Source organism: Pseudomonas extremorientalis (assembly GCF_001870465.1).
GTDB lineage: Bacteria > Pseudomonadota > Gammaproteobacteria > Pseudomonadales > Pseudomonadaceae > Aquipseudomonas > Aquipseudomonas extremorientalis.
In genome coordinates this window covers 20,783-47,082 of sequence record NZ_MDGK01000034.1, presented here as the reverse complement: position 1 = coordinate 47,082, position 26,300 = coordinate 20,783, and the positions used below count along the sequence as shown (strand labels likewise).

21 protein-coding genes are annotated in these 26,300 nt (G+C 63.3%); 15 read left to right on the top strand and 6 right to left on the bottom strand.

Annotated elements, in window-relative coordinates:
• Positions 1-8 precede the first annotated feature (8 nt).
• Positions 9-1,871 carry a sigma-54-dependent Fis family transcriptional regulator gene (locus BFN10_RS13535; RefSeq protein ID WP_071490082.1) on the bottom strand — a complete coding sequence of 621 codons (1,863 nt, stop codon included), beginning with the start codon at positions 1,869-1,871 and terminating at the stop codon, positions 9-11.
• A gap of 298 nt (positions 1,872-2,169) precedes the next feature.
• Between BFN10_RS13535 and BFN10_RS13530 the strand changes: the two genes are divergently transcribed.
• The 3 genes from BFN10_RS13530 to BFN10_RS13520 are packed head-to-tail and all read left to right on the top strand — an operon-like array spanning position 2,170 to position 5,293.
• Complete coding sequence (locus tag BFN10_RS13530) at positions 2,170-3,150, top strand: thiamine pyrophosphate-dependent dehydrogenase E1 component subunit alpha (RefSeq protein ID WP_071490081.1); 981 nt, start codon at positions 2,170-2,172, stop codon at positions 3,148-3,150.
• A 23-nt stretch (positions 3,151-3,173) separates the two neighbouring features.
• A complete protein-coding gene (locus BFN10_RS13525; protein WP_071490080.1) occupies positions 3,174-4,193 on the top strand; it encodes an alpha-ketoacid dehydrogenase subunit beta in 1,020 nt (339 codons plus the stop codon).
• The gene (locus BFN10_RS13520) at positions 4,190-5,293 is read left to right on the top strand and encodes an acetoin dehydrogenase dihydrolipoyllysine-residue acetyltransferase subunit (protein ID WP_071490079.1); all 1,104 of its coding nucleotides are present in this window, start codon (positions 4,190-4,192) and stop codon (positions 5,291-5,293) included. Before BFN10_RS13525 ends, BFN10_RS13520 begins: the two co-directional genes overlap by 4 nt.
• Positions 5,294-5,347: 54 nt before the next feature.
• On the opposite strand, the gene BFN10_RS13515 is transcribed toward BFN10_RS13520, so the two are convergent.
• A complete protein-coding gene (locus BFN10_RS13515) occupies positions 5,348-6,235 on the bottom strand; it encodes a helix-turn-helix domain-containing protein (protein WP_071490078.1) in 888 nt (295 codons plus the stop codon).
• A gap of 139 nt (positions 6,236-6,374) precedes the next feature.
• Between BFN10_RS13515 and BFN10_RS13510 the strand changes: the two genes are divergently transcribed.
• From BFN10_RS13510 to BFN10_RS13500, 3 genes are read left to right on the top strand one after another with little or no spacing between them, the layout of a single operon-like run.
• Entirely contained in the window at positions 6,375-7,733 is a 1,359-nt protein-coding gene (locus BFN10_RS13510) for a glutamine synthetase family protein (protein WP_071490077.1), read from the top strand.
• Positions 7,734-7,756: 23 nt separating this feature from the next.
• The gene (locus BFN10_RS13505; protein WP_071490076.1) at positions 7,757-8,845 is read left to right on the top strand and encodes a polyamine ABC transporter substrate-binding protein; all 1,089 of its coding nucleotides are present in this window, start codon (positions 7,757-7,759) and stop codon (positions 8,843-8,845) included.
• On the top strand, positions 8,842-10,137 hold the full coding sequence (locus tag BFN10_RS13500) for an NAD(P)/FAD-dependent oxidoreductase (protein WP_071490075.1): 1,296 nt from the start codon (positions 8,842-8,844) through the stop codon (positions 10,135-10,137). The genes BFN10_RS13505 and BFN10_RS13500 overlap by 4 nt, the downstream gene beginning before the upstream one ends.
• On the opposite strand, the gene BFN10_RS13495 is transcribed toward BFN10_RS13500, so the two are convergent.
• Positions 10,138-11,031 carry a LysR substrate-binding domain-containing protein gene (locus BFN10_RS13495; RefSeq protein ID WP_071490074.1) on the bottom strand — a complete coding sequence of 298 codons (894 nt, stop codon included), beginning with the start codon at positions 11,029-11,031 and terminating at the stop codon, positions 10,138-10,140.
• A 113-nt stretch (positions 11,032-11,144) separates the two neighbouring features.
• Between BFN10_RS13495 and BFN10_RS13490 the strand changes: the two genes are divergently transcribed.
• Genes BFN10_RS13490 through BFN10_RS13480 form a run of 3 tightly spaced genes read left to right on the top strand, consistent with a single transcriptional unit; the run spans position 11,145 to position 13,410 of the window.
• Entirely contained in the window at positions 11,145-12,149 is a 1,005-nt protein-coding gene (locus tag BFN10_RS13490) for an aldo/keto reductase (protein WP_071490073.1), read from the top strand.
• A 17-nt stretch (positions 12,150-12,166) separates the two neighbouring features.
• Entirely contained in the window at positions 12,167-12,964 is a 798-nt protein-coding gene (locus BFN10_RS13485) for an SDR family NAD(P)-dependent oxidoreductase (RefSeq protein ID WP_071490072.1), read from the top strand.
• Positions 12,965-12,993: 29 nt separating this feature from the next.
• Positions 12,994-13,410: an SRPBCC family protein gene (locus tag BFN10_RS13480; protein ID WP_071490071.1), complete on the top strand. Its 417-nt coding sequence runs from the start codon at positions 12,994-12,996 to the stop codon at positions 13,408-13,410.
• A gap of 54 nt (positions 13,411-13,464) precedes the next feature.
• Here BFN10_RS13480 and BFN10_RS13475 read toward each other — a convergent pair whose 3' ends face one another.
• On the bottom strand, positions 13,465-14,859 hold the full coding sequence (locus BFN10_RS13475; RefSeq protein WP_071490070.1) for a sensor histidine kinase: 1,395 nt from the start codon (positions 14,857-14,859) through the stop codon (positions 13,465-13,467).
• Entirely contained in the window at positions 14,837-15,520 is a 684-nt protein-coding gene (locus BFN10_RS13470; protein ID WP_071490069.1) for a response regulator transcription factor, read from the bottom strand. Before BFN10_RS13470 ends, BFN10_RS13475 begins: the two co-directional genes overlap by 23 nt.
• Before the next feature lie 323 nt (positions 15,521-15,843).
• Here BFN10_RS13470 and BFN10_RS13465 point away from each other — a divergent pair, with 323 nt between their 5' ends.
• From BFN10_RS13465 to BFN10_RS13440, 5 genes are all read left to right on the top strand, one after another.
• The gene (locus tag BFN10_RS13465) at positions 15,844-16,749 is read left to right on the top strand and encodes a hypothetical protein (RefSeq protein WP_071490068.1); all 906 of its coding nucleotides are present in this window, start codon (positions 15,844-15,846) and stop codon (positions 16,747-16,749) included.
• Positions 16,750-17,000: 251 nt separating this feature from the next.
• Positions 17,001-17,339 (top strand): hypothetical protein, encoded by a 339-nt coding sequence (locus BFN10_RS13455; protein ID WP_071490066.1) that lies wholly within the window; start codon positions 17,001-17,003, stop codon positions 17,337-17,339.
• 96 nt (positions 17,340-17,435) lie between these two features.
• Positions 17,436-18,674, top strand: coding sequence for a TolC family protein (locus tag BFN10_RS13450; RefSeq protein WP_071490065.1), 1,239 nt, complete (start codon positions 17,436-17,438; stop codon positions 18,672-18,674).
• Positions 18,667-19,896 (top strand): efflux RND transporter periplasmic adaptor subunit, encoded by a 1,230-nt coding sequence (locus BFN10_RS13445; protein ID WP_231999496.1) that lies wholly within the window; start codon positions 18,667-18,669, stop codon positions 19,894-19,896. The genes BFN10_RS13450 and BFN10_RS13445 overlap by 8 nt, the downstream gene beginning before the upstream one ends.
• The gene (locus tag BFN10_RS13440) at positions 19,893-22,991 is read left to right on the top strand and encodes an efflux RND transporter permease subunit (RefSeq protein ID WP_071490063.1); all 3,099 of its coding nucleotides are present in this window, start codon (positions 19,893-19,895) and stop codon (positions 22,989-22,991) included. The genes BFN10_RS13445 and BFN10_RS13440 overlap by 4 nt, the downstream gene beginning before the upstream one ends.
• Positions 22,992-23,106: 115 nt before the next feature.
• Here the strand turns inward: BFN10_RS13440 and BFN10_RS13435 are convergent, their stop codons facing one another.
• Entirely contained in the window at positions 23,107-24,015 is a 909-nt protein-coding gene (locus tag BFN10_RS13435) for a MurR/RpiR family transcriptional regulator (RefSeq protein WP_058425739.1), read from the bottom strand.
• A 283-nt stretch (positions 24,016-24,298) separates the two neighbouring features.
• Between BFN10_RS13435 and BFN10_RS13430 the strand changes: the two genes are divergently transcribed.
• Positions 24,299-26,236 carry a bifunctional 5-dehydro-2-deoxygluconokinase/5-dehydro-2-deoxyphosphogluconate aldolase gene (locus BFN10_RS13430; protein WP_071490062.1) on the top strand — a complete coding sequence of 646 codons (1,938 nt, stop codon included), beginning with the start codon at positions 24,299-24,301 and terminating at the stop codon, positions 26,234-26,236.
• Positions 26,237-26,300: the final 64 nt, after the last annotated feature.

The window sequence follows — 26,300 nt, the reverse complement described above, 5'->3', positions numbered from 1 at the left end:
CCGTTGTATCAGCGGGTTTTGTTCGGCATGTCGATGCCCAGTTGGTTGACGCGGCGGTACAGGGTCGCCCTTGAGATTCCCAGCGCCTGCGCGGTCGGTATCGGCTTCCAGCGATGCCGAATCAGCGCATCCAGCACCACCTGGCGCTCCGGGCTCGCGCGATCTTCCGTCAATGCTTCAACCTGTTCCCCACGCACCTCCACCGGCAAATCCGCCACCTGCACCGTCCCGCCCTCACACACCGCACAGGCATACGCCAGCACATGTCGCAGTTGCCGCACATTGCCCGGCCACGCGTACCCCAACAGCAACTCCAATGCCACCTGGCCGATACCCACCGTGATACCGCTGTTGCGCGCTTCCTGTTCCAGCAAACGGTTGATCAGCGCCAGTTTGTCGGTGCGCTCGCGCAGCGGCGGCAGGCAGAAGCGCGCGCAGCCGAGGCGAAAGTACAGGTCCTCGCGAAAGCGGCCCTCATTGACCAACACCGACAAATCGCGGTGACTGGCGCAAATCACCTGGATATCGACGGTGCGGGTTTTCGCCGCGCCCAACGGTGCCACTTCACCTTCAGCCATCACCCTCAGCAGGCGCGTCTGCAGGGCCAGAGGCATGTCGCCGATTTCATCGAGGAACAAGGTGCCGCCATCGGCCTGCACCAGCAGCCCGGGCATGCCTTTGCTGGCGGCGCCGGTAAAGGCGCCGGCCACATAGCCGAACAACTCGCTCTCGATCAGGTTTTCCGGAATCGCTGCGCAGTTCACCGCCACGAACGGCCCACCGCGCCGGGCGCTGCGCTCGTGCAGTTGGCGGGCGAAGACTTCCTTGCCGGCGCCGGTTTCGCCTTGCACCAGTACCGGCAGGTTGCGGTCCTTGACCCGCACGGCCAGGCGCAGGTGTTCTTCGACACGGGCATCCACCAAAGGCACCAGCGGCGCACGCGCCTGTTTGCGTCGGGGCGCGTTGACCCGCACGTGCAGCGCACCCGGTTCTCCCAGCCAATGCAGTTGCTGGGTGGACTGGTCGGTGACGGTGCGCAAGGCGTTCAGGTCGAACACCTCGCCAATGTGCGCCGGCACCCGGCCAAAGCGCCGGCGCAAGGCCTGGCGCGCCTTGCTGTTCAAGGCCTGCAGGCGGCCGTCCTGGTCCCAGGCCAGCAGCAGGTCGGGCTGGCTGTCCACATAACCCGGCGTGCTGTGCGCTTGCAGCACCCAGTGCTGCTGGGCGCTGTGCATGAAGAAGGCGTTCTCGATGGCCTCGGCACTGTGCGCCACCAACTGGCGTATCAGGTGCTGGCTGCGGCGGTCATCCGGCGATTTGAGCGCCGAGGCGTCCATCACTCCCAGCAGGTTGCCCTGGGGATCGAAGATCGGCGCGGCGGAGCAGGTCAGGCCGATGAAGGCTGCGCGGAAGTGGTCGCGTTTGTGCACCGTCACCGCCGATTGACTGGTGAGCACGGTGGCCACGCCGCAGGTGCCTTCTTCGGCTTCCGACCAGCAAGTGCCGAGGTACAGGCCGGCCTTGCGGCAATCGCTGCGGATCGAGGCGTCCACGCGGTGGTCGATGGTCTGGCCCTGGGCATCGGTGAGCATCACGCAGTAGTCGGCCTGGCGCACACGGTGATGCAGTTGCCCGACGGCTTCGCCGGCAATGCGCATGAACAGTTCGGCGCGTTCGCGGCATTCCTTGAGCAAGGGTTCGCTGAGGATGCGTGGCCCCTGCAGGGAGCCGGGGTCCAGGTGGTGTTGCTCCATGGAGCGCCGCCACGAATCGAAGATCAGCGACGGCACCGGCGCCTGGGGCAGGCGGTCGGCATTGCGGACCACGCGACTGACGCAGTCGACGTGCTCCCTGGAGTTCGCGGCGAGCATAAGGCCTCCGGTTCTCGGTCTTTGTTGTTATGCCCGCCATTAAGCGCGCATGCGTCGGGCACGACAAGCGCGGCCTGACCAACAGCCCGGGCTGAGACGCAGCGTCTCAAACCGGCTGAGACGCCGCCTTCGAGTCGCAATGCCGCGTCTCATTCTGCGATCCCGGCCCGGTTGCGACAACCGCTCTGGATCAAGGTTATGCCAGGTTTTTTACGGCCTTGGCACAGGCTGTGCTGAAGGCCCTGTAGCTGACCACGATCAGCCTTCTGTGTGCCGAGACAACCTGGAGAACAACAAGATGTCCACTCACCTGTCCACCGATCAACTGCTGCATGCCTACACCGTGATGCGCACCATCCGTGATTTCGAAGAACGCCTGCACGTGGAATTCGCCACCGGCGAGATCCCCGGTTTCGTGCACCTCTACGCCGGCCAGGAAGCCAGTGCCGCCGGAGTCATGGCTCACCTCAACGATGAAGATTGCATCGCCTCCAACCACCGTGGCCACGGCCATTGCATCGCCAAGGGCGTGGATGTGTTCGGCATGATGGCCGAGATCTACGGCAAGAAAACCGGTGTGTGTGGCGGTAAAGGCGGCTCCATGCACATTGCCGACCAGGAGAAGGGCATGCTCGGCGCCAACGGCATTGTCGGCGCGGGTGCACCGTTGGCGGCCGGTGCGGCGCTGGCCTCCAGGCTCAAGGGCAGCCAGGGCGTGGCCGTGGCGTTCTTTGGCGACGGTGGCTCCAACGAAGGTGCGGTGTTCGAAGCGATGAACCTGGCCTCGATCATGAAACTGCCGTGCCTGTTCGTTGCGGAAAACAACGGCTATGCCGAGGCCACCGGATCCGGTTGGTCGGTAGCGTGCAAGGACATCGCCGAGCGTGCCGTGGGGTTTGGCATGCCGGGGGTGATCGTCGATGGCAATGATTTCTTCGCCGTGCACGCAGCGCTTGGTGTTGCCGTGGAACGTGCGCGCAAGGGCGACGGGCCAACCTTGGTCGAAGTGAAATTGAGCCGCTTCTACGGCCATTTCGAAGGCGATGCACAAACCTATCGCGGCCCCGATGAAGTGAAGAACCTGCGTGAACACGCCGATTGCCTGGCGCTGTTCCGCCAGCGTTGCAGCGCTGAAGGCTGGCTGGACGCGGCGCAATTCGAGCGCATCGATGGCGAGGTCGCCCAGCTCATCGACGACGCCGTGCGCCTGGCCAAGTCGGATCCCAAGCCCCAGGCCGCCGACCTGCTCAGCGATGTCTACGTCGCCTACCACTCATAACAACAATTCGTGGAGAGAATTTCATGGCTCGCAAAATCAGCTACCAGCAGGCAATCAACGAAGCCCTGGCCCAGGAAATGCGCCGCGACCAGAGCGTGTTCATCATCGGCCAGGACGTGTCCGGCGGCACCGGTTCCCCTGGCGAGCAGGACGCCTGGGGCGGTGTGCTTGGCGTGACCAAGGGCCTGTACCCGGAGTTTCCCGACCGCGTGCTCGATGCGCCGCTGTCCGAAGTCGGCTACGTGGGCATGGCCGTCGGCGCCGCCACCCGTGGCATGCGCCCGGTGTGCGAACTGATGTTCGTCGACTTTATCGGCTGCTGCCTCGACCAGTTGCTCAACCAGGCCGCCAAGTTCCGCTACATGTTCGGCGGCAAGACCACCACGCCGCTGGTAGTGCGCGCCATGTACGGCGCCGGGCTGCGGGCGGCCGCCCAGCATTCGCAGATGCTCACCTCGATGTGGACCCACATTCCCGGCCTCAAGGTGGTGTGCCCGGCCACGCCCTATGACGCCAAGGGCATGTTGATCCAGGCGATCCGCGACAATGACCCGGTGATCTTCCTCGAGCACAAGATGCTCTACAGCCTGCAGGGCGAAGTGCCCGAAGAGCTGTACACCGTGCCTTTCGGTGAAGCCAATTTTGTCCGCGAGGGCAGGGATGTGACCCTGGTGACCTACGGGCGAATGGTGCACATCGCCCTGGAAGCCGCGACCAGCCTGGCGCGACAAGGCATCGATTGCGAGGTGCTGGACCTGCGCACCACCAGTCCGTTGGATGCAGACAGCATCCTCGAAAGCGTGGAAAAAACCGGGCGCCTGGTGGTGATCGACGAGTCCAACCCGCGCTGCTCGATTGCCACCGATATCAGTGCATTGGTCGCCCAGCAGGGTTTTTCTTTCCTGCGCGCGCCAATCGAAATGGTCACCGCGCCGCACACGCCGGTGCCGTTCTCCGATGCGCTGGAAGACCTGTACATCCCCAACGCCGCGAAGATCGAAGCCGCGGTGCTGAAGATCGCCGACAAGAGGAACGCCGCATGATCCATACCTTGACCATGCCCAAGTGGGGGCTGTCGATGACCGAGGGGCGCATCGATGTCTGGCTCAAGCAACCTGGCGACCGGGTGGAGAAGGGCGAAGAAGTGCTGGACGTGGAGACCGATAAGCTCTCCAGCAGTGTCGAGGCGCCGTTCAGTGGCGTCCTGCGCCGTGTGTTGGCACTGAGCGACGAAACCCTGCCGGTGGGCGCGTTGCTGGGGATTGTGGTGGAGGGCGAAGCCACCGAAGAGGAAATCGATGCGGTGATCGACAGCTTCAATGCCGGGTTTGTCTCCAGCAGCGCCGAAACCGAAGCTTCGGGACCGAGTGCGCAGAAAGTCGAGATAGGCGGGCGTCTGTTGCGCTATCTCGAGCTGGGCGAGGGTGGCACGCCGTTGGTACTGATTCACGGATTCGGGGGGGATCTGAACAACTGGCTGTTCAACCAACCGGTATTGGCCGCCGAACGCCGGGTAATCGCCCTGGACCTGCCAGGGCATGGCGAGTCGGGCAAGCAACTGCGCAGCGGCGATGCCGAGGAGCTGAGCCTTGCGGTGCTGGCCTTGCTCGATCACCTCAGGCTCGACCGCGTACACCTGGCCGGGCATTCCATGGGCGGGCTGGTCGCACTGACCGTTGCCGACCAGGCGCCCGCGCGTGTTGCCTCATTGACTCTGATCGCCAGCGCCGGCCTCGGCCAGGAGATCAACGGCGATTACTTGCAAGGGTTTGCCGACGCCAGCAACCGCAATGCGCTCAAGCCGCCACTGACCCAACTGTTCAGCGACCCCGCGCTGGTGACGCGGCAGATGCTGGAGGACATGCTCAAGTTCAAGCGCCTGGAAGGGGTGGACAAGGCGCTGCAGCAGCTCAATACCGCGTTGTTCGAGGGCGGACGACAGAAGCTGGACTTACGTCATCGCGTGGGCCGGCAGCCGAGCCTGGTGATCTGGGGCAGTGACGATGCGATCATCCCGGCCCGGCATGCCGAGGGGTTGGATGCCCAGGTGGAGATTCTGCCGGGGCAGGGGCATATGGTGCAGTTGGAGGCGGCGGAGCGGGTCAACCAGGTGATGGCCGCCTTCCTCAAATCCCAACCTTGAAATGCAATCAACTGTGGGAGGGGGCAAGCCCCCTCCCACCATTTGGATTGGATTTCAAACGGAACGCTTCAGGGTTTCGCTTGGAAGCTCTTTGAACAGGGCGCGGTAGCTGTTGGAAAACCGCCCCAAATGCCAGAACGACCAATTCATCGCCACCTCAGCCACGGTGGTCCCGGTTGAATTGAGCAACTCCCGCCGCGCCCCATTCAACCTGCGCAAGCGCAACCACTGCGCCGGGCTCATCCCGGTGTAGGTCTTGAACCCCTGTTGCAATTGGCGCAACGGCACCCCGGCAATCTGCGCCAGTTCCAGCAGGTTGACCGTTTCGTCCGGCGCGTCTGCTGCCCATTCGCCGATGCGCGCCATCAGCCGGCGTTCTTCGTTGCGGCGCTGCAAGGAGCTGCGGTCCAGGCACACGCAGGCGTTGTCGAGGATGAACAGGCAATCGTCGAGCAATTGCTGGATAAGCGCGGCAGGGTCGCTGACCGTGGACAAGCGTGTCAGCGTGCCACTGAGCCAACGGGCGAACAACGCGTTCTGCTGGCCGGTCAGCGGCGCCATGAACAAACCTTCCAGCGTCGCCACCTCCAACCCATGGCGCTGCACGAACTGCGGGCCGAACACCACCGCTACTTCACGGTAGTTTTCCGGGGTGATCCAGGTGTTGCGGCTTTCGCCATTGAGCAGGTACAGCGCGTTGTCGCTGCCGTCGAAACAGAACGCCAGGGAGCCGGCGGGCGCATTGAAATGCTGCTCGACGCGGGTGTTCATGCACTCTTCGTACACCTCCACGCCTTGCAGGTCGAGGTAGCGGATGCGCCCGGCAAAATGCCCCGGGGACATCTGTTGGTACTGCTGCACCCAGCCGGGTGTCGCACTGCATTGAGCGGCCACATCACCGGTGGTGAAGGCCTGTACGCGCAAAGCGGTTGCCTGTGTCATGGGAAGCCTGGGCGCACTCTATTGGTGCGTTGTGGTGCGTGCAAAGTGGATAGATGCCGGGGTGCGGCGGCCTCAAGATAGACCTCAATGCGCCAGGAGTACAAGCCGGTGCATGCACCCAACCCATGACGAGGTCCTTATGAACGCCCCCTTCGATCAGCTGTCCGCCTGGCTGAAAGAACACAAGATTACCGAAGTCGAATGCGTGATCAGTGATTTGACTGGCATCGCCCGCGGCAAGATTGCGCCCACCAATAAGTTCCTGCATGAGCGAGGCATGCGCCTGCCGGAAAGTGTGCTGCTGCAAACGGTAACCGGGGACTTTGTCGACGACGAGATCTACTACGACCTGCTCGACCCCGCCGACATCGACATGGTCTGTCGCCCGGTGGCCCACGCCACTTATGTGGTGCCGTGGGCCATCGAGCCCACCGCGATCGTGATCCACGACACCTTCGACAAACAGGGCAACCCCATCGAGCTGTCGCCACGCAATGTGCTGAAGAAAGTCCTGCAGCTCTACACCGACAAAGGCTGGCAGCCGATTGTCGCGCCGGAAATGGAGTTCTACCTGACCCAGCGCTGCGAAGACCCGGACCTGCCGCTGAAAACCCCCATTGGCCGCTCCGGCCGCGCGGAGACAGGCCGCCAGTCGTTTTCCATCGACGCCGCCAACGAATTCGACCCGTTGTTCGAAGATGTCTACGACTGGTGCGAGGCCCAGGGCCTGGACCTCGATACGTTGATCCACGAGGACGGCCCGGCGCAGATGGAAATCAACTTCCGCCATGGCGACGCCCTCGACCTGGCCGACCAGATCACTGTGTTCAAGCGCACCCTGCGCGAGGCCGCCCTCAAGCACAACGTGGCTGCGACCTTCATGGCCAAACCGGTGGCCGACGAGCCGGGCAGCGCCATGCACCTGCACCAGAGTGTGGTCGACATAGCCACCGGCAAACCGGTGTTCGTCGACGCCGAAGGCAACATTAGCCCGTTGTTCCTGCATCACATTGGGGGCCTGCAGAAGTACATCCCCAAGCTGCTGCCGATGTTCGCGCCCAACGTGAACTCGTTCCGCCGCTTCCTGCCGGACACTTCGGCGCCGGTCAATGTCGAGTGGGGCGAAGAAAACCGCACCGTCGGCCTGCGCGTGCCTACTTCCAGCCCGGACGCCATGCGCGTGGAAAACCGCTTGCCCGGCGCCGATGCCAATCCGTATCTGGCGATTGCGGCTAGTCTGCTGTGTGGCTACCTGGGCATGGTCGAGCAGATCGAACCGAGCGCAGCGGTGGAAGGCCGCGCCTACGAGCGTCGTAACCTGCGCCTGCCGTTCACCCTCGAGGATGCGCTGGCACGCATGGAGGACTGCGACACGGTCAAGCAGTACCTGGGCGATAAATTCGTGCGCGGCTACGTCGCGGTCAAACGCGCCGAGCACGAGAACTTCAAGCGGGTGATCAGTTCCTGGGAGCGTGAGTTCCTGCTGTTGAGCGTCTAAAAAACCAATAAAGGGGTGTCGATATGCGTCTAGTGAAACAGCTTCTCCCGCTGGCCCTGATGGCCGCGTTCAGCGCTGCCGGCCAGGCGGCGCCGACAGTCAGTATTTATAACTGGACCGACTATATCGGCGAGACCACCCTGGCCGACTTCCAGGCAAAGACCGGGATAAAGCCGATCTACGATGTGTTCGACTCCAACGAAACCCTGGAAGGCAAGTTGCTCGCCGGCCGCACCGGTTATGACGTGGTGGTGCCGTCGAATCACTTCCTGGCGCGCCAGGTCAAGGCCGGCGCGTTCCTCACGTTGGATCGTGCGCAATTGCCCAACTTCAGGAACCTCGACCCCAAGCTGCTCGCGCTGCTGGAGAAAAACGATCCGGGTAACGCGCATTCGGTGCCGTACCTGTGGGGCACCAATGGCATCGGCTACAACGTCGACAAGGTCAAGCAGGTGCTGGGCATCGACCACATCGATTCATGGGCGGTGCTGTTCGAACCGGAGAACATCAAGAAGCTCAACCAGTGCGGCGTGGCCTTCCTCGATTCGGCAGATGAGCTGTTCCCGGCGATCCTCAACTACATGGGCAAGGACCCGCGCAGCGAGAACCCGGAGGACTACAAGCAGGCCGAGGCCAAGCTGCTGACGCTGCGGCCGTACATCACCTACTTCCATTCGTCCAAGTACATCTCGGACCTGGCCAACGGTGATATCTGCGTGGCGTTCGGGTATTCCGGCGACGTGTTCCAGGCCGCCAACCGCGCCAGGGAGGCCAAGAACGGCGTGAACATCGCCTATTCGATTCCCAAGGAAGGTTCCAACCTGTGGTTCGACCTGCTGGCGATTCCCGCCGATGCGAGCAACCCCAAGGAAGCTCATGCGTTTATCAATTACCTGCTCGATCCTGAGGTGATCGCCAAGGTCAGCGCCTCGGTGGGCTATGCCAACGCCAACCCGGCGGCCAAGGCGTTCATGGCCCCGGAACTGGTGAACAACCCCGAGGTGTACCCGCCGCAGGCGGTGCTCGACAAACTCTACATTTCGACCACGCCGACCCCGGCGACCATGCGCCTGATGACCCGCGCCTGGAGCAAAGTGAAGACCAACAAATGATGCAGTCAACCGACCACGCCCGGTCTTACTACCGGGCTACGGCCAGCGCCATGCCCGAGCGGCCCGGACTGGGCGGCGACCTGACCGCCGATGTGTGCGTGATCGGCGGCGGCTTCACCGGCGTCAACACCGCCATCGAGCTGGCGCAACGCGGGCTCTCGGTGATCCTGCTGGAAGCCCGGCGCATCGGCTGGGGCGCCAGCGGGCGCAACGGCGGGCAACTGATTCGCGGCATCGGCCATGACGTGTCGGGGTTCGCCAAGTACGTGGGCGAGGAGGGCGTGCGCTACCTGGAGCGCGCCGGGATTGAGTCGGTGGCCCTGGTGGGCCAGCGCATCCGCGAGCACGGGATTGACTGCGACCTGCGCTGGGGCTTTTGCGAATTGGCCAATACGCCCGCGCAGTTCGCCGCGTTCAAGGGCGAGCAAGCGCACCTGGCGGCGCTGGGGTATACCCATGAAACGCGCCTGGTCGGCCCGCAAGATATGCCGCACGTGGTCGGTTCGACGGTGTATGCCGGGGGGCTGGTGGACATGGGCTCCGGGCATTTGCATCCGCTGAACCTGGTGCTGGGTGAAGCGCAGTTGGCCGAGTCCCTTGGCGTGCGGATTTTCGAGCACACCGAGGTGCTGGAATTGATCCACGGCGACACGGTGCAAGTGCGCTGCGCCGGCGGCACGGTGCGCGCGGCCAGCCTGGTGCTGGCCTGCAATGCGCATTTGGAGGAGCTGGAATCGCGTTTGAGCGGCAAGGTGCTTCCGGCCGGCAGCTACATCATCGCCACCGAGCCGTTATCGGAGGCCGTCGCCCAGCAGTTGATCCCGCAGAACCTGGCGCTGTGCGACCAGAAAGTCGGGTTGGATTACTACCGATTGTCCGCTGACCGGCGCCTGTTGTTCGGCGGCGCCTGCCATTACTCCGGACGCGATCCGGCGGACATCGCCGCCTACATGCGCCCGAAAATGCTCAAGGTGTTCCCGCAACTGGCGCAGACCGCCATCGAGTTTCAGTGGGGCGGCAAGATTGGTATTACGGCCAATCGCTTCCCGCAGGTCGGGCGGTTGAAGCAATACCCGAATGTGTTCTATGCCCAGGGCTATTCCGGGCATGGGTTGAACGTGAGCCACTGGTGCGCAAGGCTACTGGCCGACGGTATCTACGCCGGGCACAGCACGGGCCTGGACGTTTTCAGCCGGGTACCCCACATGACCTTCCCCGGCGGCAAGGCGTTGCGTTCGCCGCTGTTGGCGATGGGAATGATGTGGTATCGCTTGAAGGAGATAGTGGGTTGATCAACCTTCGGGCTCGGTCAGTACTTTACGGAAGGTTTCCACCAGTGGCCGCAGGTTGACCCGATGCCACGCCGCCCACAGCGGCGTGGTGTAGCTCAGCCACGGCAACTCCCGCAACACCACACCGGGTGGTGCATTGCGACTCAGGCCTTTTTGTACCATCGCCACGCCCAGCCCTGAAGCCACCAAACCCAACGCGGTAAAGGGTTCACCGGCTTCCATTGGGATCTGCGGGGTGAAGCCGGCGCGGATGCAGGCGGCGACGAAGTCGTCGGCGGGGTTGGCGCCGGGTTTGCGCTGCACGCCGATCCACTCCTGGTCGGCCAGGTGTTCGGGCAACAGTTCACTCAGGTGTGCGAGGGGATGGTGCTCGGGCAACGCCAGCAGCATCGGCTCGTCCAACACTTGCAGTGCGATCAGGTCCGGATCATCCGCAGCCGGCGGTTCGCCAACCAGGGCGATATCCAGGCTGCGTTGGCGCAGGCCTTCGAGTTGTTCGAGGGACGGTAGGTTATACAGCTTGATGTGCACGTTCGGCCGGTCGTCGCGCAGTACCCGCAGCGCGTTGGGCAGCACACCGGCATGCATGGCGTTTTCGATATAGCCGATGCACAGGCCACCTTCTTCACCGCGGCCCAGGCGCTTGCCCAGTGATTCCAGGCGGTTGGCGTGGGTCAGCAGCGCCTTGGTTTCTGCCAGGAACGTCTGGCCGTCACGGGTCAGGCGGATGCGTTGCTGGCTGCGTTCGAACAGGGTCAAGCCCAGGCGTTCTTCGAGCTGGGCGATCTGCCGGCTCAGCGGCGATTGGGAGATGTGCAGGCGTTCGGCGGCGCGGCCGACGTGTTCTTCTTCGGCGACCACTTCGAAGTAGCGCAATTGGCGTAGATCGATCATGTAAGACCTATGGGGACTCAAGTTGGTCGCAGTATGTCTTGGACGGTCCGATCTCTGCAATCTAGGATCTGCTCAACGGTCACAGCGACCCCTTGTACCTTTGAGGATTCATCATGAGCTTGAAAGACAAACTGCCCGGCGTCCTGGGCTTGGGCACCGCTCCCTTGGGCAATATGTTCCGCGCCATTCCCGAAGACGAGGCCCAGGCCACCGTCGAGGCCGCCTGGAGCGCCGGCGTGCGCTACTTCGACACCGCGCCGTTCTATGGTTCGGGCCTTTCCGAACTGCGCCTGGGCCAGGCCCTGTCGCAGTACAACCGCGATGACTTCGTGCTCAGCACCAAGGTCGGCCGGGTGATCCTCGACGAAGTCGAGGACAGTGCCCGCGACCTCGGCGAAAAAAGCGGTGTGTTCGAACACGGTCGCCCGAACAAGATGCTCAACGACTACAGCGCCGATGCCACACTGCGTTCGATTGAAGACAGCCTGACTCGCTTGAAAACCGATCGGCTGGACATCGTGTGGATCCATGACATCGCCCAGGACTTCTACGGCGACCAGTGGCTGGAGTATTTCAACCAGGCCCGCACCGGTGCCTTCAAAGTGCTGACCCGTCTGCGCGAAGAGGGTGTGATCAAGGCCTGGGGCCTGGGCGTGAACCGCGTCGAGCCGTGCGAACTGACCCTGGACCTTACTGAAGCCCAGCCCGACGGCTTTTTGCTGGCCGGCCGCTACACGCTGCTGGACCACGACCGCGCCCTGCAACGCCTGATGGATGCGGCCCTGGCACAGAGCGTCGAGATCGTCGTCGGTGGGCCCTACAGCTCCGGCGTCCTCGCCGGTGGCGCGCACTTCGAGTATCAGCCAGCGAGCCCGGCGATTATCCACAACGTCGAGCAGATCAAGGCGATTGCCCAGGGGTTCGGCGTGAGCGTGAAAGCCGCCGCGCTGCAATTCTCCCTGGCCCATCCGGCGGTGGCCGCAGTGATTCCAGGTGCCAGTCGTCCGGGGCGGATTGCCGAAGACGTCGCGGCGTTGTCTGAACAGATCCCGGCAGCCTTCTGGCAGGCCCTGCGCGAGGCCCGACTGGTTTCGGACCGTGCGCCCCTGCCGCTTTAAATTCAGGAGTTCAACCGATGAAAATTGATGTGAGCGGTAAAGTAGCGATTGTCAGCGGCAGTACCGCCGGCATAGGCCTGGGAATCAGCCAGGCGCTTGCAGCCTCTGGCGCCACGGTGGTGGTGATCGGACGTGAAGCCGGCAAGGTCGACGATGCACTGGCGAGCATCCGCCAGGCTGTCCCGGGCGCAGACCTGCGTGGGCTGGTGGCTGACCTTGGCACCGCAGAGGGCGCAGAGAAACTGTTTGCCGCCGAACCGCGTGCCGACATTCTGGTCAACAACCTGGGCATCTTCAACGATGTGGATTTTTTCGAGGCCTCGGACACCGAATGGACGCGTTTCTATGAGGTCAATGTGATCTCCGGCGTGCGCCTGGCGCGGCATTATGTGCCGGGCATGGTCGAACAGGGCTGGGGTCGGGTGATCTTCGTGTCGTCGGAGTCTGGTGTAGCGACACCGGCGGACATGATCAATTACGGCGTGACCAAAAGCGCCAACCTGGCGGTGTCCCATGGCCTGGCCAAGCGCCTGGCGGGCACGGGAGTGACGGTGAACGCCGTGCTGCCCGGCCCGACCTTTACCGACGGCCTGGAGCAGATGCTCAAGGAAGCCACACAAAAATCCGGGCGCAGTGCGCGGGATGAGGCGGATGTGTTTGTGCGCAATGCGCGGCCGACGTCGATCATCCAGCGGGCGGCGAATGTGGATGAAGTCGCCAACCTGGTGGCGTACATTGCTTCACCGCTTTCTTCTGCGACCACAGGGGCTGCATTGCGCGTCGACGGTGGTGTGGTCGACAGCATGGCGATCTGAGTTGTTTTTCATTTTCTGGAGTATTTATCGTGGCAACAGCGTCTTCTGTGATTGAAATCCCGGTATCGGCCGATCAGGTCTGGCAATTGGTCGGCGGCTTCAACAGCCTGCCGGACTGGTTGCCGTTTATTGTCAAAAGCGAGGCGGGCGATGGCGGCCGTGTGCGTCATCTGCAGACCGCCGACGGTAGTGTGGTGGTGGAGCGGTTGCAGCGCTTTGATAACGTCGGGCGTACCTACAGCTATACCATCGAGCAGTCGCCGTTTCCGGTGAGTGCGTACCTGGCGACGTTGCAGGTCGAGGCGTTGGGCGAGGCGTCAGCGAAAGTGACTTGGTCAGGTGTGTTCACGCCGGTGGCGGGGACTACGGATGCGGCGGTGGAGGAGTTGTTTGCCGGTGTCTACAGCGGTGGCCTTGAGGCCCTGCGCGCCAACTTTCCGGCCTGATCCAGTCCAATGTGGGAAGGGCAAGTCCCCTCCCACATTGGGACACCAGTGGTTTCAGGCCTCGGGCATCAGTTGCTGGCGGCACTCCAGGACTAACCGGGCGCCGCCTTGTTCGCTCGTACCCACGTCCAACTTGAACCCATGCAAGTTGATGATCGCCGCCACAATCGACAGGCCCAAGCCGAACCCGCCTTGCTGGTCGCTTTCATCCACCCGATAGAAACGCTGGAATACCGCATCCCGCTCCGCCGCCGGTATGCCCGGCCCGGAGTCGTGCACTTCGATGCGCGTGCTGCCCGCATCATTGACCCCGCGCAGGATCACCGTGCCGCCCGGTGGGGAGAACTTGATCGAGTTGCTCAGCAGGTTGGCCAGGGCTTCGAACAACAGGGCGCGGTCGCCGGTGATCCACGGCAGGGACTCCGGGGTTTCGAGCTTCAGTTGCAGCTCGCCTTCCTCGGCCAGGGGCAGGTAGAAGTCGTGCAATTCGCGCAGTAGCGGCAACGGGTCCATGACCAGGAAACCTGAGCGACGCTGATGGTCTTCCAGCTCGGAGATACGCAACAGCCCGCGAAAGCGCGCCATCAGGGTGTCGGTCTCGGCAATCGCGTCGTCCAGTTTCACCGCGTAGCCAGACTCTGCTTCGGCCTCCTGTTTGATGCGATACAGCTGCGCACGCAGGCGCGTCAGCGGGGTGCGCAGGTCATGGGCGATGTTGTCGCACACGCCCTTGACCTCGTTCATCAGCTTCTCGATACGGTCGAGCATGGCGTTGACGATGGCCGCGAGCATGTCCAGTTCGTCACGTCGGTTGGACAGTGGCAGGCGGTGAGTCAGGTCGCCGGCGACGATGGCTTCGGCACTGGCCTGGATCCCACGGATTCGCCGCAACGGGCGGCGGCGCAACAGGTGCCAGCCGGCGGCGCCCGGAATAATTGTCAGGGACAGTGCCCAGAGCAGGGCGTGCCAGATGATGCGGGTCACACCGAACAGTGAGCCGTTGGCCCGCACCAGCACCAGCCAGCGGCCGTCTTCGGTGTGGGTGGCCACGGCATCGCAGCTGTCCTTGGGCAACTTGGGGTCGTCGGACTCGACACAATTGACCAGTGCGTGGATCTTGCCGTCCAGGGGCAGGTCCGGCGGCACCGCGCGGATCGGCCCGCTCAAGGGGCGGAATTGCTCATCGAACAGGCCGTAGGCATCCACACCCTTCATGTCGAAGGTCATGCTGGTGGTCAGGGCTTCCACCAGTTCTTCGCCGTCGAAGCGCTGGAACAGGTGCTGGCGTTGCATCAGGGAGTGGCGCGACAGGTCGCCCAGGTAACCGGACACCTCGTAATACAGCACCCCCATGAGGATGCAGCTCCAGGCCACGAACAGCGAGCTGTACAGCGCCAGCAAACGGCTGCTGGAAGAGCGCCAGCCCTTAGAGGGGTTCAGCAATGACATAACCGGAGCCTCGCACCGTGCGGATCAGCGGCGGGAGGCCCGGTGGGTCGATCTTTTTGCGCAGACGGCCGATGTGCACGTCGATCAGGTTGGTACCCGGGTCGAAGTGATAGCCCCAGACTTCCTCGAAGATCATCATTCGCGACAGAATCTGCCCGGTATTGCGCATCAGGAATTCCAGCAGCTTGTATTCGGTGGGCAGCAGGCTCAGGGGTTGATCGGCGCGGCTGGCTTCGCGGCTGATCAGGTTCAGTTCCAGATCGGCCACGCGCAGGGCGGTTTCGAATTCCTGGACCGTGCTTTTGCGCCGCAGCAGCACTTCGACGCGCGCCGCCATTTCATCCGAGGCGAACGGTTTGGTGAGGTAGTCATCACCGCCGGCACGCAGGCCACGCACACGTTCGTCCACATCGGAGAGGGCGCTGATCATCAGGATCGGCGTGGAGACGCCGATGGTGCGCAGGGTGGTGACGATGGCCAGGCCATCGAGTTCCGGCAGCATGCGGTCGAGGGTGATCAGGTCGTAATCGCCGCTCACGGCGCGGACCAGGCCTTCGCGGCCGTTGTCTACCCAATCTACATCCAGTCCATGGCTACTCAGCTCGGCGACAATCTCGCGGGCCGTTACGGCGTCATCCTCGATGGTCAAAATTCGGGTCATGGGATTACCTTTACACTGGAAGACCGCAATCGCCGGTAAGCCGGCTCCTACAGAAGTGGGGGCATTTTGCCAAGAAATGGCTGAATGCTTCCTAAATAAAACTTCATGTTGGCAAAACTGACACAGATTTCATCGCCGGGCCGGGGAGTGCATAACGCCCGCTTCAAACCGCCATTTCTTGCAAGTTGCATGGATCAGGTTAGTTCAATTTACTTAACTATCTGAAATGTAAGGGATTTATTTTTTGCGCCGACTGGCATGGTGCCTGCACTGTCTGTTTTGAGACTTGTAACACTATTTTTCTGCCTTGGAGCAAAACAACAATGATCACATCCTCATCCACGCTGCAAGAGTCGAGCGCGCTCTCCGGGGTTTCCTGGGGGGCGATTTTTGCCGGGGCCGCCGCCGCGGCTGCGTTGTCGCTGATCCTGGTGCTGCTGGGCTTCGGCCTGGGCTTTTCGGCGGTGTCGCCGTGGGCTGACAGCGGTATCAGCGCAAAAGGGCTGGGCATTTCCACGATTGTCTGGCTGGCCTTTACCCAGATCGTCGCATCCGGCCTGGGTGGCTACATCGCCGGTCGGTTGCGTGTGAAGTGGGCCAATATGCACGGTGATGAGGTGTACTTCCGCGACACCGCCCATGGCTTCCTGGCCTGGGCTGTTGCCACGTTGATCACGGCGGTGCTGGTAGTCGGTTCGGTCGGCAGTGTGGTCAGCGGTGGTGTGAAAGCCGGCGCCAGCGTTGCAGCCGGTGCAGCCAGTGGTATCACCCAAGCCGCCGGCAGTGCCGCCAAAGGCGTCAACGGTGGCGATTTCGACTATTACGTCGACAGCCTGTTCCGTGATGATCGCCCGGTCGCCGTCAGCGATGACGCCGCCCACGGTGTGGTAGCGCGCATCTTCACCCGCACCCTCAGCAACGACGGTCAGCTTGCGCCAGAAGACCGTGCCTACCTGGCACAGCTGATCAGCCAGCGCACCAACCTCAGCCAGGCGGATGCCGAAGCGCGTATCGACAAAGTCTACGGCGATGCCCGTAAAGCGGTGGAAGACGCCAAGCTCAAAGCCAAGCAAGCCGCGGAAACCGCCGCCAAAGTCGCTGCGTACACCTCGCTGTGGACCTTTGTCGCGCTGTTGATCGGTGCGTTCTTCGCCAGCCTCGCCGCTACCTTTGGCGGTCGCCGCCGCGATGCCGTGGTGTATGTCGAAACCGAACACTTCGTTCGTTAATCAATTCAAGGAGAACAACATGCGCTCATTACTGCTCTGGTTCCTCGGCGTGCCTATCCCGGTGATCATCCTGATTGCGATCTTCATGCACTGATCCCGAGCCTGGCTCGATCCCTGGTGGGAGCGGGCTTGCTCGCGAATGGGGTGTGTCAACAACTGCTGCGTTGACTGACACGCCCCGTTCGTGAGCAATTCCGCTCCCACATTTGTTTAATGGTGGCTTAACCCGCGCTTGGCTAGACTCGCGCACCATGAGCCGCCTTCTGCGTTTAGTCCTCGTCCTGTTGTTGAGCCTCACGCTTCCCCTGACCGGGATGGCGGGAGTGCCGTCAAGCACCGAGCCGTGCCCGATGAAGATGTCGGACATGCCGATGATGAGCGACATGTCGCCTGACTGCTGCCAGGACGGCGCGGATCATGGCAAGGCCTGTAAACCCGGTCAGGAATGCAAGACCGGTGGCGTGCTGCAATTCTCCCTGCCGCTGCTCAAGGCCTCCTTGACCCCGGCCCATCCGCTGCTCGTCGGCACCGCTTCCGATTTTATCCCCGATCGCACGCCGTCCGGCGTCTGGCGCCCACCCCGGGCCTGATTCCTGTTGCACCTCAAGACGCATCCCCTGACCGGGATGGTTTTGCTGTGGGCCGCCTGATGCGGTGCACAGCGCAACGGAACAGGAATTTTCAACATGAATGCCTCCTACATGCGCGCCCTGGTGGTGGGCGTGCTGGCGTGGCCGGCGTTGGCGAATGCGCTGACCCTGGATGACGCCCTGCGCCTGGCGCAAAACAATGCACCGTCGCTGCTGGCCGAGTCGGCCAAGTTGCAGGCCGCCACCCAGGCGGCGATCCCGGCGGGCGAATTGCCTGACCCGAAGCTGGTGGTCGGCCTGCAGGACTTTCCCATTGGCGGGCCCAATCGCGGCACGTTGTATGGCGACGAGATGACGCAACAGATGATCGGCATCCAGCAACAGGTGCCCAGCCGCGACAAGCGCAAGGCTCGGGTCGAGCTGGCCGATGCAACCGTCGAGCGGGCGGCCGCCGAAGGGCGCATCGAGCGCCTGAACGTGCGCCAGGCCACGGCCCAGGCCTGGATTCGTGCGTATGCGGTCGCGCGCAAGCAAGCCCTGTTCAAGGACTTCTACCAACAGAACCGCCTGTTGCAAGACACCGTGCGTGCGCAGTTGGCCGGCGGCCGTGGTCAGGCCGCCGACGCGGTCATCCCTCGGCAGGAAGCCGCGGAGCTGGCCGGGCGCGAAGATGAGTTGACCCAGCAACGTACCCAGGCCCGCGCCGCGCTCAAGCGCTGGATCGGCCCGGCCGCCAACGAAGCCCCCAGCGGGCAACTGCCCGACTGGACCTTCGACCCCCATAGCCTGAACCACAATCTGCATCAGCACCCGGCACTGCAAGCCTACGTGCCACGCACCCATGAAGCGCAGGCGCGGTTGCAGGAGGCCAAGGCGCAAAAGACCTCGGACTGGAGTTGGGAGGTCGATTACGGGCATCGCAGCCGTGAGTTCGGTGACATGGTCAACGTGCAGTTCACCTTTGACTTGCCGATCTTCCCCGGCCGTCGACAAAACCCCGGCATCGCCGCCAAGCAGGCCGAGTTGGACCAGCTCGACGCCGAGCGCGAGGCCGCTACCCGTGAGCATATCCAGATGCTCGATGACGACCTGGCCGACTACCAGCGCCTGGACCGTGCGGTGCAGCGTAGCCAGGACAGCCTGGTGCCGCTGGCCGAGGAAAAAGTCGGCTTGAGCCTGGCCGGCTATCGCGCCGGCAAAGGCGACTTGATGACGCTGGTCAACGCGCGCCGTGAACTGGTCGAAGCCCGTTTCAAACAGATCGATGCCATCGAGCAACGCGCCCTGGTCGGTGCGCAGCTGTATTTCGCCTATGGGGAACCCGCCAATGAATAATTCAATCGTGGCCGCTGTATTGCTGCTGGGCCTGGGAGCGGGCTACGGGCTGGCGCAGTGGCAGCCCGGCGCCTCATCCATGCCCGCCAAGGCCGACAGGCAGGCGCTGTACTGGTACGACCCGATGTTCCCGCAACAACAGTTCGATAAGCCCGGTAAGTCGCCGTTCATGGACATGCAGTTGGTGCCGCGCTACGCCGACGGGGCCGCATCGGCGGCCACGCCGGCGGTGCAGATTGACCCAGGCCTGGCGCAGAACATCGGCGTGCGCCTGGCGAGCGTGAGCCGCGGCGTGCTGACGTCCCGCCTGGCGCTGTCGGGCATTCTGGCCTTCAACGAGCGTGATGTGGCGGTGGTGCAGGCGCGGGCGGCGGGGTTTGTCGAGCGGGTCTACGCACGGGCACCGGGGGATGTGCTCAAGGCTGGCGCGCCATTGGTGGACCTGCTGATACCCGAGTGGGCGGCCGCCCAGGAAGAGTTCCTGGCCCTGCGGCGCAGCGGCGAGCGCGGCTTGATCGACGCTGCCCGCCAACGCCTGCGTCTGAGCGGGATGCCGGCGGGGTTGATTGCGCAGATGGAGCGCAGCGGCCAGGTGCAGTCGGTCCTGACCGTGACCAGCCCGATCAGCGGCGCGCTGCAAACCCTTGAGGTGCGCGAAGGCATGACGGTGACGCCGGGGCAGACCCTGGCGCGGTTCAACGGCCTGGATCAGGTGTGGTTGCAGGTCGCCGTGCCTGAAGCCCAAGGCGCAATGTTGAACGTGGGGCAACGGGTGCAGAGCCACTTTGTCGGTTTACCGGGCAAGACGCTCGACGGCACGGTCAGCGCGATCTTGCCTGCCACCGCCATGGACAGCCGCACTGTGCAAGTGCGGGTCGAGCTACCCAACCCCGACGGCGCCCTGCGCCCTGGCATGACCGCCCAGGTCAGTCTGGCGCAGACCGGCGGACAAGCGCTGTTGCAGGTGCCCAGCGAAGCGTTGATCCGCACCGGCAAGCGCGTGCTGGTGATGCTGGCCGAGGAGAGCGGGCACTATCGTCCGGTCGAGGTTGAAACCGGGGTAGAAAACCAGGACCACACAGTGATCCTCAGCGGCCTGCAGGAAGGCCAACAGGTGGTCGCCTCCGGGCAGTTCCTGCTCGACTCCGAGGCCAGTCTCAAGGGTGTTACGGCCACCGCGGCCGAAGCAGCGATGAACATGCAGCCGGGAGCCCACCCATGATCGCCCTGTTGATTCGCGGGTCGGTGGCCAATCGTTTCCTGGTGCTGCTCGCCACCTTGTTCATCACCGCGTGGGGTGTCTGGTCGGTGCCGAACACACCCGTCGACGCTTTGCCAGATCTCTCGGATGTGCAGGTTATCATCCGCACCCCGTACCCGGGCCAGGCGCCGCAGATCGTCGAGAACCAGGTCACGTACCCGATGACCACCACCATGCTCTCGGTGCCGGGGGCCAAGACCGTGCGCGGTTTTTCGTTCTTCGGCGACAGCTACGTGTACGTGTTGTTCGACGAAGGCACCGACCTGTACTGGGCGCGCTCGCGGGTGCTGGAATACCTCAGCCAGTTGCAGGCGCGGCTGCCCGCATCAGCCAAACCGTCATTGGGGCCGGACGCCACCGGCGTGGGCTGGATCTACCAGTACGCCTTGGTGGACCGCACCGGCCAGCACGACCTGGCGCAATTGCGCGCGTTGCAGGACTGGTTCCTCAAGTTCGAACTCAAGACCCTGCCAAACGTGGCGGAGGTCGCTACCATCGGCGGCCAGGTCAAGCAATATCAGGTGCAGCTCGATCCGCTGGCCCTGGCCAGTCGCGGCATCACCCAGGTACAGGTGAAAGCAGCGATTGACCAGGCCAACCAGGAAGCCGGCGGCTCGGTATTGAACCTGGGCGAGTCCGAGTATGTGGTGCGCGCCTCCGGCTACCTGAAGAATCTCTCCGACTTCCGTGCCATCCCGCTGCGCCTGGACGCCAACAATGTGCCGGTCACCCTCGGCGACGTGGCGAACATCCAGCTGGGCCCGGACCTGCGCCGGGGCATCAGTGAGCTGGACGGTGAGGGCGAAGCGGTCGGCGGCGTGGTAATCCTGCGCAGCGGCAAGAATGCGCGGGAAGCCATCGCGGCGGTCAAGACCAAACTGCAACAGTTGAAAAGCAGCCTGCCGCCCGGTGTTGAAATCGTCACCACCTACGACCGCAGCAAGCTGATCGACCGTGCCGTGGATAACCTCAGCCATAAACTGCTGGAAGAGTTCCTGGTGGTGGCGCTGGTGTGCGGGATTTTCCTGTGGCACCTGCGTTCGTCCCTGGTGGCGATCATCTCGTTGCCGGTGGGCGTATTGATCGCGTTTATCGTCATGCGTTTCCAGGGCATCAACGCCAACATCATGTCCCTGGGCGGCATTGCGATCGCCATTGGCGCGATGGTCGATGCGGCGGTGGTGATGATCGAAAACGCCCACAAGAAAATCGAAGCCTGGCACCACGCCCATCCCGGCCGGGAACTCAAGGGCGATGAGCACTGGAAGGTGATGACGGACGCCGCGGTCGAGGTGGGCCCGGCGCTGTTTTTCTGTCTGCTGATCATTACGCTGTCGTTCATCCCGGTGTTCACCTTGCAGGCCCAGGAAGGCCGTCTGTTCGGGCCGCTGGCCTATACCAAGACCTACGCCATGGCGGCGGCCGCCGGGTTGTCGGTGACCCTGGTCCCGGTGCTGATGGGCTACTGGATTCGCGGGCGCATACCCGACGAGCAACGCAACCCGCTCAATCGCGGCCTGATCAAGCTCTACCAGCCGGCGCTGGAGGCGGTGCTGCGCTGGCCGCGCATGACCTTGCTGGTGGCGCTGCTGATGGTGGCGAGCGCGCTGTGGCCGGTGTCGAAACTGGGCGGGGAATTCCTGCCGCCGCTGGATGAGGGCGACTTGCTGTACATGCCTTCGGCGCTGCCGGGCTTGTCGACACAGACGGCGTGCGAATTGCTGCAACGCACCGACCGCCTGATCAAGACCGTGCCCGAAGTCGCTCACGTATTTGGCAAGGCCGGTCGTGCCGAAACCGCCACCGACCCGGCGCCGCTGGAGATGTTCGAGACCACCATCGCGTTCAAGCCCAAGGATCAATGGCGCCCCGGCATGACCCCGGACAAACTGGTCAAGGAGCTGGACCGCGTGGTGCAGGTGCCGGGCCTGACCAATATCTGGATTCCGCCGATCCGCAACCGCATCGACATGCTGGCCACCGGGGTCAAGAGCCCGATTGGCGTAAAGGTCGCAGGCACCCGCCTGATGCAGATCGATGCGGTGACCCAGGCCGTGGAGAAAGTCGCCAAGACCGTGCCGGGCGTGAGTTCGGCGTTGGCCGAACGCCTGACCGGCGGGCGCTATATCGACGTCGACATCGACCGTGCCGCCGCCGCGCAATACGGGCTGAACATCAGCGATGTGCAGTCCGTCGTGTCGGGCGCGGTGGGCGGTGAAACCATTGGCGAAACCGTGGAAGGCCTGGCGCGTTTCCCCATCAGCCTGCGCTACCCGAAGGAATGGCGCGACTCGGTGGAGGCGCTACGCAACCTGCCGGTTTACACGCCGCAGGGCAGCCAGATCACCCTGGGCACGGTGTCCAGGATCAAGGTCAACGATGGCCCGCCGATGCTCAAGAGCGAAAACGCGCGGCCTTCCGGCTGGGTCTATATCGACGTGCGTGATCGTGACCTGGCCTCGGTGGTCAGGGACCTGCGTGCGGCGATCAACCAGCAGGTGCAACTGCAACCGGGCATGAGCCTCAGTTATTCGGGGCAGTTCGAGTTCCTCGAACGCGCCAATCAGCGCCTGAAGCTGGTGGTGCCGGCCACCTTGCTGATCATCTTTGTACTGCTGTACCTGACCTTTCGCCGGGTGGGGGAGGCGTTGCTGATCCTGGCGACCTTGCCGTTCGCGTTGACCGGCGGCGTGTGGCTGCTTTACTGGTTGGGCTTCAACCTGTCGGTGGCCACGGGCGTGGGCTTTATCGCGCTGGCGGGGGTGTCGGCGGAGTTCGGCGTGATCATGCTGCTGTACCTGAAGAACGCCTGGGCCGAGCGCAAGGATGGCAATCTATTGGCGGCCATCACCGAAGGCGCAGTCATGCGGGTTCGGCCCAAGGCGATGACGGTGGCGGTGATCATCGCCGGGCTACTGCCGATTTTGCTGGGCAGCGGCACCGGCAGTGAGGTGATGAGCCGGATTGCTGCGCCGATGATTGGCGGGATGCTGACGGCGCCGTTGCTATCGCTGTTCGTCATTCCCGCAGCCTACTACCTGATGCGCCGCCGATAAACATGTGGGAGGGGGCTTGCCCCCGATAGCGCAGTATCAGGCACAAATCCAGTGACTGACACACCGCTATCGGGAGCAAGCTCCCTCCCACAAGGGATCTCCAACGCCGGCAGCTTCAGTCGTCGAACCCGACCTGCTCGTGAATCTCATCCACCTTCAACTCCAACCGGTACGCCACCGCAATAAACAACGCCTGGCACAGGCACAAGGTGGCACTCAACGAGCGGAAGGCGAACGACGAGCCTTCATTCACCAACAGCACCGCGTTAGCCCGCTTGGCCAGGGGCGACAGGTTGCTGTCGGTGATGATCAGCGTCTTGGCCTGGTGGTGCTGGGCGATGCGCAGGCAGTGCTGGGTCTCTTTGCCGTAGGGCGTGAAACTGATGGCGATCACCAGGTCATTGGCGCGCACGCTGCGCATCTGCTCGCGATAGCTGCCGCCCAGGCCCGAGATCAGGTGGATGCGCTTGTTGGTGTGCTGCAGGTTGTAGACCAGGTAATCGGCCACCGCAAAGGAACGGCGCACGCCGACCACGTAGATATTGTCGGCGTTGACCACCAGGTCCACGGCTTTGTCGAACGCGGCATCGTCCAGCTCCAAGCCCAGGCGCTCGATGCCCGACAGTGTGGCGTTGACGCATTCGCGCGCCAGGTCGCCGCCGCTGGCTTTCTGCGACTTGTTGGCGATCATGCTGCGGATGCGTTGCTGGTAGTTCTGCACCGGCGTGGTCTTGTGGGTGTAGGCCTCGCGGAACAGCGCCTGCATCTCGCTGAACCCACTGAACCCGAAACGCTGCGAGAAACGCACGATGGCCGACGGGTGCACTTCGCATTCACGGGCGATGTCGCTGATGCGGTCGACCATGATCCGGTCGCTCTGCTGGCTCATGTAGCTGGCGATGCGCTTGAGCTGGCGCGGCAGGCTCTCGTATTCGTCGGTGATCAGCTGCAACAGGCGCTCGGCATTGATCGGAGGGCTGGCGATAGAGTCTTCCAGGGTGGTCTCGGGATCGGTGCGGGACATGGGCAATCCTTCTGGCGTTTTCGTCTGTTGCGCTGATGGGTGGCGCAAGTCTACAGGGTAGGCGCAAAAAAATACCCCGGCATCACGGCCGGCGTGGCCTGCTGAAACGATGCAGTGTGGTGGAAGCGCCCCTGTACGAGCTTAATGGAAAAAATATTCCAATGAAAAAATATATGGAATAAATATTGATTGGTGCCGCCGGACGTTCTAGTCTGCTCCCACCAAGAGCGTTTGCCGCCCCACGGCGGCACAACGCAGGCTGATAAAAATAACAGGAGCCAGCATGGGCCAGACTCGTTTTGCCAGTGGGCGTCAATTGGATCTGATTTGCCTCGGGCGCCTGGGCGTCGACCTCTATGCACAGCAAGTCGGTGCGCGGCTTGAGGACGTGTCCAGCTTCGCCAAGTACCTCGGCGGGTCCTCCGCCAACATCGCCTTCGGCACCGCCAGGCTCGGGCTCAAGTCGGCGATGCTGAGCCGGGTCGGCGACGACCACATGGGCCGCTTCCTGGTGGAGTCCCTGGCCCGCGAAGGCTGCGATGTCAGCGGCATCAAGGTCGACCCGGAACGCCTCACCGCCCTGGTGTTGCTCGGCCTCAAGGACCGCGAAACCTTCCCCCTGGTGTTCTACCGCGAAAACTGCGCCGACATGGCCCTGCGCGCCGAAGACATCAGCGAAGCCTTTATCGCATCCAGTAAAGCCCTACTGATCACCGGCACGCATTTCTCCACCGACGGCGTGTACAAGGCCAGCATCCAGGCGCTGGATTACGCGGCCAGGCACAACGTCAAGCGTGTACTGGATATCGATTACCGCCCGGTGCTGTGGGGCCTGGCGGGCAAGGCCGATGGCGAAACCCGTTTTGTTGCCGACCAGAATGTCAGCCAGCACGTGCAGAAGATCCTGCCGCGCTTCGACCTGATCGTCGGCACCGAAGAAGAATTCCTCATCGCGGGCGGCAGTGAAGACTTGCTCGCCGCCCTGCGCAAGGTGCGCGAACTGACCCCGGCGACCCTGGTGGTCAAGCTTGGTCCGCAAGGCTGCACGGTCATCCACGGCGCCATCCCCGCACGCTTGGAAGACGGCGCCATCTACCCCGGCGTGCGCGTGGAAGTGCTTAACGTGCTGGGGGCCGGCGATGCGTTCATGTCGGGCTTCCTCAGCGGCTGGCTCAACGATGCCAGCGACGAGCGTTGCAGCCAGTTGGCCAATGCCTGCGGTGGCCTGGTGGTTTCGCGCCACGCCTGCGCACCGGCGATGCCGACGCCGGCGGAGCTGGAATACCTGTTCAACAGCCCGGTGCCGATTACCCGTCCGGACCAGGACGTGACCCTGCAACGCCTGCACCGCGTGACGGTACCGCGCAAACGCTGGAAGCAGCTGTTCGTGTTTGCCTTCGACCACCGCTGGCAACTGGTGGACCTGGCACAAAAGGGCGGCCAGGACCTTGCGCGCATCAGCGAGGCCAAGCAACTGTTTATCCAGGCCATCGAACGCGTCGAGCAAAAGCTCGCCGAACAAGGCGTAGAGGCCGATGTCGGCCTGCTCGCCGACCAGCGCTTCGGCCAGGACGCACTCAACGCCGCCAGCGGTCGTGGCTGGTGGATCGCGCGCCCGGTGGAAGTGCAGAACTCGCGGCCGCTGGCGTTTGAGCATGGCCGTTCGGTGGGCAGCAACCTGATTGCCTGGCCCCAGGAACAGATCATCAAGTGCCTGGTGCAATTCCATCCGGATGACGAACCGCTGCTGCGCCTGGAACAGGAAGCGCAACTGAAAGCGGTGTACGAAGCGTCGATTGTCAGCGGTCATGAACTGCTGCTGGAAGTCATCCCACCCAAAGACCACCCGTCCACCTATCCCGACGTGCTCTATCGCAGCCTCAAGCGCCTGTACAACCTGGGGATCTACCCGGCGTGGTGGAAGATCGAGGCGCAATCGGCCGAGGACTGGCGCAAGCTCGACGCCCTGATCCAGGAGCGCGACCCCTACTGCCGTGGCGTGGTGCTGCTGGGCCTGAATGCCTCGGCCGAATGCCTCGCCGATGGCTTCCAGCAGGCCCGCCTGAGCACCACCTGCCGAGGCTTTGCCGTGGGCCGCACGATCTTCCAGGCGCCGAGCCGGGCGTGGATGGCGGGGGAGATCGACGATGAAACCCTGATCCAGCAGGTGCAGGCCACGTTCGAACAACTGATCAACGCCTGGCGCAGTTCCCGAGGCTAAACCCGGTTCTTGATTTGAAATGCAATCCAATGTGGGAGGGGGCTTGCCCCCGATTGCGGTTGTT